At 63.8% G+C, this 5880-nt stretch carries 5 protein-coding genes; 2 read left to right on the forward strand and 3 right to left on the reverse strand.

Features of this window, described 5'->3' with window-relative positions; all coding sequences use genetic code 11:
* From VKM35_RS06400 to glmS, 3 genes are all read right to left on the reverse strand, one after another.
* Positions 1 to 699 (reverse strand): DUF2182 domain-containing protein (locus VKM35_RS06400; RefSeq protein WP_324319544.1); only part of this gene is annotated, 699 nt, incomplete at its 3' end.
* A 3-nt stretch (positions 700 to 702) separates the two neighbouring features.
* Complete coding sequence (locus VKM35_RS06405) at positions 703 to 1335, reverse strand: DUF1326 domain-containing protein (protein WP_324319546.1); 633 nt, start codon at positions 1333 to 1335, stop codon at positions 703 to 705.
* 188 nt (positions 1336 to 1523) lie between these two features.
* Positions 1524 to 3350, reverse strand: a complete 1827-nt coding sequence (glmS, locus tag VKM35_RS06410) for a glutamine--fructose-6-phosphate transaminase (isomerizing) (protein WP_324319548.1) — start codon at positions 3348 to 3350, stop codon at positions 1524 to 1526.
* A 234-nt stretch (positions 3351 to 3584) separates the two neighbouring features.
* Between glmS and VKM35_RS06415 the strand changes: the two genes are divergently transcribed.
* Both VKM35_RS06415 and VKM35_RS06420 read left to right on the forward strand, forming a co-directional pair.
* A complete protein-coding gene (locus VKM35_RS06415) occupies positions 3585 to 4853 on the forward strand; it encodes an efflux RND transporter periplasmic adaptor subunit (protein WP_324319550.1) in 1269 nt (422 codons plus the stop codon).
* Between the two features lie 216 nt (positions 4854 to 5069).
* On the forward strand, positions 5070 to 5780 hold the full coding sequence (locus tag VKM35_RS06420) for an ABC transporter ATP-binding protein (RefSeq protein ID WP_324319552.1): 711 nt from the start codon (positions 5070 to 5072) through the stop codon (positions 5778 to 5780).
* Positions 5781 to 5880 lie beyond the last annotated feature (100 nt).

Consider the following 5880-nt stretch of genomic DNA (forward strand, 5'->3'; position numbering starts at 1 on the left):
CATCAGCATCCAGCAGCAACCGATGCAGTAGGCACCATGGACAACGCCCATCCGCAACGCGCCCAGGGCGCCTGGTCGCCAATGCCGGGAGAGGAACCGCGCCGGTTCGCGACAGTGCGACAGGCAGGAATTTTTCAGTGGCGACAGCTGATACAGACCCGTCGCGATCAACGTGGTGCCCGATAGCCAGCGCACTTGCGAACCCATCGCCATCGCCGAGATGAGCCCCGCACTTTCCAGCCTCTGCTGCAGCACCGCGGCAGCGACCGAGAACAGCAGCCATGTCAGGAAGTAACCTGCGACAAACGCGGCAGTCGACGCATGCTCAGCCTCGAGCCGCCCCTGTGCCCTGTTGTGTTGATGCACGCGGGCATACAGGAAAATCGTCGGCGCGGCGCTCGGTATCATCATGGCGACCATCATGGTCCACCACATGCCGATGATCAGCGCCCAGTATCCGGGGCTCCACCCTGTCATCGCAGCTGCCATCTCCGCCCCAGGCATCGTCATCGTCGTGACCGCGCCATCATGCTGTGGCAGCAGCACCAACCGCGTCATCTCCCAGGCCGTCATGCCGAGTCCAGCACCGGCCACGATGTATGTCCAGGTCAACACCCACAGGACGAACAGACCGACAACAGTGATCGCGCCGTCGCGTTTCAACAGGCGTTCGAGTGCCGACACGGACAAGATCGCCACGACTCAGGCGCGAACAACACCATGACTGTTGAGGTGCAGGCGCGCGAACTGTCCGTAGGTGTTGGTCAGGGATACCTTGACCGGTCCCGTGGTCTGGCTCGAGGCACTGCCGATCTCGGCAATCGCGTATTCGAACCCGTCCGGCAACACGATCTGGGCGCGGGATTCGACACCGGTGACCTTGTTGCGAATTGGCTCGCCGACAGTGTCGATGTAATCCTTGACGAAAACCCGACCCTTGCGGCCGTCGATGTCGAGCTGGAGATCGATATCGGTAAACACCGGCGCGTGCATCTTGGTCACGGTCGAGGCGTAGACAGCGAACATCGTCGCGAATGGATCGGTGTCCTGTCCGGTCATGATCCGCAGCAACGCTTCGCGCTGCCTGTCATCGGCCTTGGCATCGACGAACGCGATCGCTTCGCCATTGCCCTCGTGAATCGGGCCAGGCCATTTGAAGATCGCCGCGAGCCGCAACCCGTCCAGCCGCGTTTCGCCATGATGGCCTTCGTCGATCTGGATGCCCGCCACCGCGTGGCAGTGGCCTTTGTCCGGCAGTGCGTTGAATTGACAGTTGCAGCCGTATTCACAGCTGCAATTGACCAGTTCGGCGCCCTTGATCTCCCAAATACTCATGACGAGCCTCCGGGTGCAGGTTGGGCCTCGGATCGTACTCCTTGAGGGTCGGCAGTCAACTGGCCAGGCAATACAAAAAACAGGATGCGGGACCTTAGACCGGTCGAAGCATTCGCCAGCTCTCGTCCCGCTATTCCGCCGTCACTGGCGAATGCCGAACAGCGGTGATCGCATTTCCCGGTTGGAAATTATTCCACCGTCACCGATTTGGCGAGATTGCGCGGCTTGTCGACATCCGTACCGCGCTTGAGCGCGGTGTGGTACGCCAGCAACTGCACCGGGATCGCGTGCACGACCGGGCTGAGCAGGCCGACATGCCGCGGCGTGCGGATCACGTGCACGCCTTCGGATTCGCTGAAGTGGCTGTCGGCATCGGCGAATACGAACAGCTCGCCGCCGCGCGCGCGCACTTCCTGCATGTTCGACTTCACTTTTTCCAGCAGCGCGTCGTTCGGCGCGATCACCACCACCGGCATCTGCGCATCGACCAGGGCCAGTGGCCCGTGCTTGAGTTCGCCAGCCGGATAGGCCTCGGCATGGATGTACGAGATTTCCTTGAGCTTGAGCGCGCCTTCGAGCGCGATCGGATAGTGCAGGCCGCGGCCCAGAAACAACGCGTGCTGTTTCGGAGTGAACTTGTCCGCCCAGGCGACAATCTGCGGCTCGAGATTCAGCGCGTGCTGCACGCTGCCGGGCAGATGCCGCAGCGCTCCCAGGAATTCGCCTTCGCGCGTCGCGTCGAGACGACCCTGCAGTTTCGCCAGCGTGCCGGTGAGCGCGAACAACGCGACCAGCTGCGTGGTGAAAGCCTTGGTCGACGCCACGCCGATCTCGGCGCCGGCGCGGGTGTAGAACACCATGGCGCTCGCGCGCGGGATCGCGCTTTCCTGCACGTTGCAGATCGACAGCGTCTTGGTGTGACCCAGCGACTTGGCGTATTTCAGCGCCTCCATCGTGTCCAGGGTTTCGCCGGACTGCGAAATCGTGACGATCAGATGTTTAGGGTTTGCCACCGCCGTGCGATAGCGGTATTCGCTGGCGATCTCCACCGTGCACGGCAGACCGGCGATGGCTTCGAGCCAGTATTGCGCGGTCAGCGCCGCGTAATAACTGGTGCCGCAAGCGAGGATCTTCACGCCTTCGACATCGGCGAGAAGCTTCGCGGCATCGGCGCCGAACAGCACCGGCGAGAAACCTTCGGCGATCACCGGCTCGATGGTGTCGGCGAGCGCGCGCGGCTGTTCGTGGATTTCCTTCTGCATGAAGTGGCTGTACGGGCCCAGCTCCATCGACGCCAGCGACACATCGGAAACATGCACATCGCGCTCGACCGGCGCACCGGCGAGATCGAACACGCGCACGCCGTCGAGGCTGATTTCCGCGACGTCGCCTTCTTCAAGGAAGATCACCCGGCGCGTCGCCGAGATCACCGCCGAGACATCGGACGCGACGAAGTTCTCGCCCTCGCCCAGGCCGACCAGCAGCGGGCAGCCCATGCGTGCGGCGATGAAACGGTTGGGCTCGCGCTTGCTGACCACGGCGATCGCATAGGCGCCTGTCAACTCGCGCACGGCGCGCTGGGTGGCGCGCAGCAGGTCGCTTTCGAGCTTGAGGTAGTGCTGGATCAGGTGGGCGATGACTTCGGTATCGGTCTGCGATTCGAAGCGGTAGCCGAGCGCGCGCAGTTTCTCGCGCTGCTCTTCGTGGTTCTCGATGATGCCGTTGTGCACGATCGCGAGTTCGCCATCGCTGATGTGCGGATGCGCATTGCCTTCGGTGACGCCGCCGTGCGTGGCCCAGCGCGTGTGGCCGATGCCGATGCGGCCCTGCAGGCCTTCGCTCTGCGCCGCCGCTTCCATTTCCGCGACGCGACCGGTGCGGCGCACGCGGCGCAACTCATCGGTGAGCACCGCCAGGCCGGCGGAATCGTAGCCGCGGTATTCCAGGCGCTTGAGACCATCGACCAGAAAGGGAACCACATCCCGCTGGGCGATCGCCCCGACGATTCCGCACATGTGTTGGTCAACCTTGAGGGACAGGGCGCGATTTTAGCGCATTTGAAATTCGCTCCCGGCGGCGGCGGACGACGCTGCCGGCGCCGCGTCCGCAGCTTTCGCGCGGACGCCCAGCGGACACCGCGGACAGTCCGGGCCGCCAAATCATTTTCTTTGTTTTCAGTAGCTTGGAGCTGGCACGAAACCTGCTGAAAAGACCCTGGACACCGCCATGGCAAAAAGGATTCCGCCCGCATGATTCGCGACACCTCCGCCCAGGACAAGGTCATCGCCCCGCCACCCGGCCAGGCCAACAAGCGCCGCCTGTGGCTGTTCGCCGGTGCCGCCGTAGCCTTGGTCGCCGTCGTCGTGCTGGTCAGCGCCTGGCGCGGCAGCGATCGTTCGATCGATGCATCGCGCCTGCGCATCGCCGAAGTCAGCCGCGGCACGCTGGTGCGCGACGCGTCGGTCAACGGCCGTGTCGTCGCCGCGGTCAGCCCGACGCTTTATGCGCCGGCCGAAAGCACGGTGACGCTGAAGATCCACGCCGGCGATGCGGTGAAGAAAGGCGACGTGCTCGCCGTGCTCGACTCGCCCAGCCTGAGCAACGAACTGGCGCGCGAACAGTCGAGCCTGGAACAACTTGAAGACGAAGTCGCGCGCCAGCGCATCCTTGCCGAGAAACAGAAGCTGATCGCGCGTCGCGATGCCGACGAAGCGGAAGTGTCGCGCCTGGGCGCACAGCGCATCCTGCAACGCACCGAAAAAGGCTACAAAGCCGGCGCGATCGCGGAAGTGGAATTCTTGCGTGCGCAGGATGCACTCAAAAGCGCCGAGATCCGCAGCAAGCAGGCTGCACAGGCCTCGGGGCTGGAAGTGCAGGACGTCGGCCTCGAGCTCAAGACCAAACTCAGCCAGTTGCAGCGTCAGCATCTGGTCGTGGCCAACATCCAGCGCCGCGTCGACGAATTGTCGGTGCGCGCACCGGTCGATGGCGTGATCGGCACGCTCTCGGTCGCCGACCGCGCCGTGGTGCCGGCGAATGCGCCGCTGATGACCGTAGTCGATCTGTCGCGCCTGGAAGTGGAACTGGAAATTCCGGAGAGCTACGCCGACGACCTCGGCCTGGGCATGTCCGCGGAAGTCAGCATCGGCACGCTCACCGCGACCGGCAAGCTGTCGGCGATCTCACCGGAAGTGGTGAAAAACCAGGTGCTCGCGCGCGTGCGCTTCGACGGCAAGCAGCCCGATGGCCTGCGCCAGAGCCAGCGCGTCAATGCCCGCATTCTGATCGAGGAAAAGCCGAACGTGCTGATGCTGCCGCGCGGTTCTTTCGTCGAGGACGGCGGCGGTCGCTCCGCCTACGTGATGGACGGCGGCATCGCCGTGCGCCGCCCGGTGCAATTGGGCGCGACCAGCGTGAGCGCCGTGGAAGTCCTTTCCGGCCTCAAGCAGGGCGACCATGTGGTGATCGCCGGCACCGACAGCTTCGACAATGCCGAGCGGGTGTCGGTGAATGAGTGATCCCATCCATTCCAAGAAAATTTTCCGTCATGCCCGCGCAGACGGGCATCCAGTGTCTTTCGCTCATCCACGCAAAGACTCTGGACCCCCGCCTTCGCGGGGGTGACGCAAGTTCTTTTCCCGATTCCCGATTCCCGATTCCCGATTCCCGATTCCCGATTCCCGATTCCCGATTCCCGATTCCCGATTCCCGATTCCCGCCCCAAGGACCCCGCCATGCTCAAGATGACCAACCTCAGCAAGGTTTACCGCACCCACATGATCGAGACGCATGCGCTGCGTGGTTTCGATATCCACGTGAAGGAAGGCGAGTTCGTCGCCGTGACCGGGCCGTCGGGTTCGGGCAAGACCACGTTCCTCAATATCGCCGGCCTGCTCGAGGAATTCAGCGGCGGCGAGTTCCTGCTCGATGGCGTCAACGTCAAGGGCATGGACGACAACGCACGCTCGAAGCTGCGCAATGAAAAACTCGGCTTCATCTTCCAGGGCTTCAACCTGATTCCCGACCTCAACCTGTTCGACAACGTCGACGTGCCGCTGCGCTATCGCGGCTTCAACGCCGCCGACCGCAAGACCCGCATCGAGGACGCGCTCGGCCGCGTCGGCCTGGCGTCGCGCGCGAAACACTTCCCGGCGGAATTGTCCGGCGGCCAGCAGCAGCGTGTCGCGATCGCGCGCGCCCTCGCTGGTTCGCCGAAACTGCTGCTCGCCGATGAGCCCACCGGCAACCTCGACACGCAGATGGCGCGCGGCGTGATGGAGCTGCTCGAGGAAATCAACTCGCAGGGCACCACCATCCTGATGGTCACGCACGATCCTGAACTCGCCGCACGCGCACAGCGCAACGTGCACATCATCGACGGCCAGGTTTCCGATCTGCTGCGCGAGACCAACGCCTCGCTCGCCGCCGTCGCCGCGACCGTCTGAGGAGAACAGCATGTTTGCCTACTACTTCGGACTGGGCCTGCGCAGTCTGCGCCGCAATCCGGCCCTGACTGCACTGATGATCATTACGCTCGCCGTCGGC

It is taken from the genome of Arenimonas sp. (genome assembly GCF_035312645.1).
Classification (GTDB): Bacteria; Pseudomonadota; Gammaproteobacteria; order Xanthomonadales; family Xanthomonadaceae; genus Arenimonas.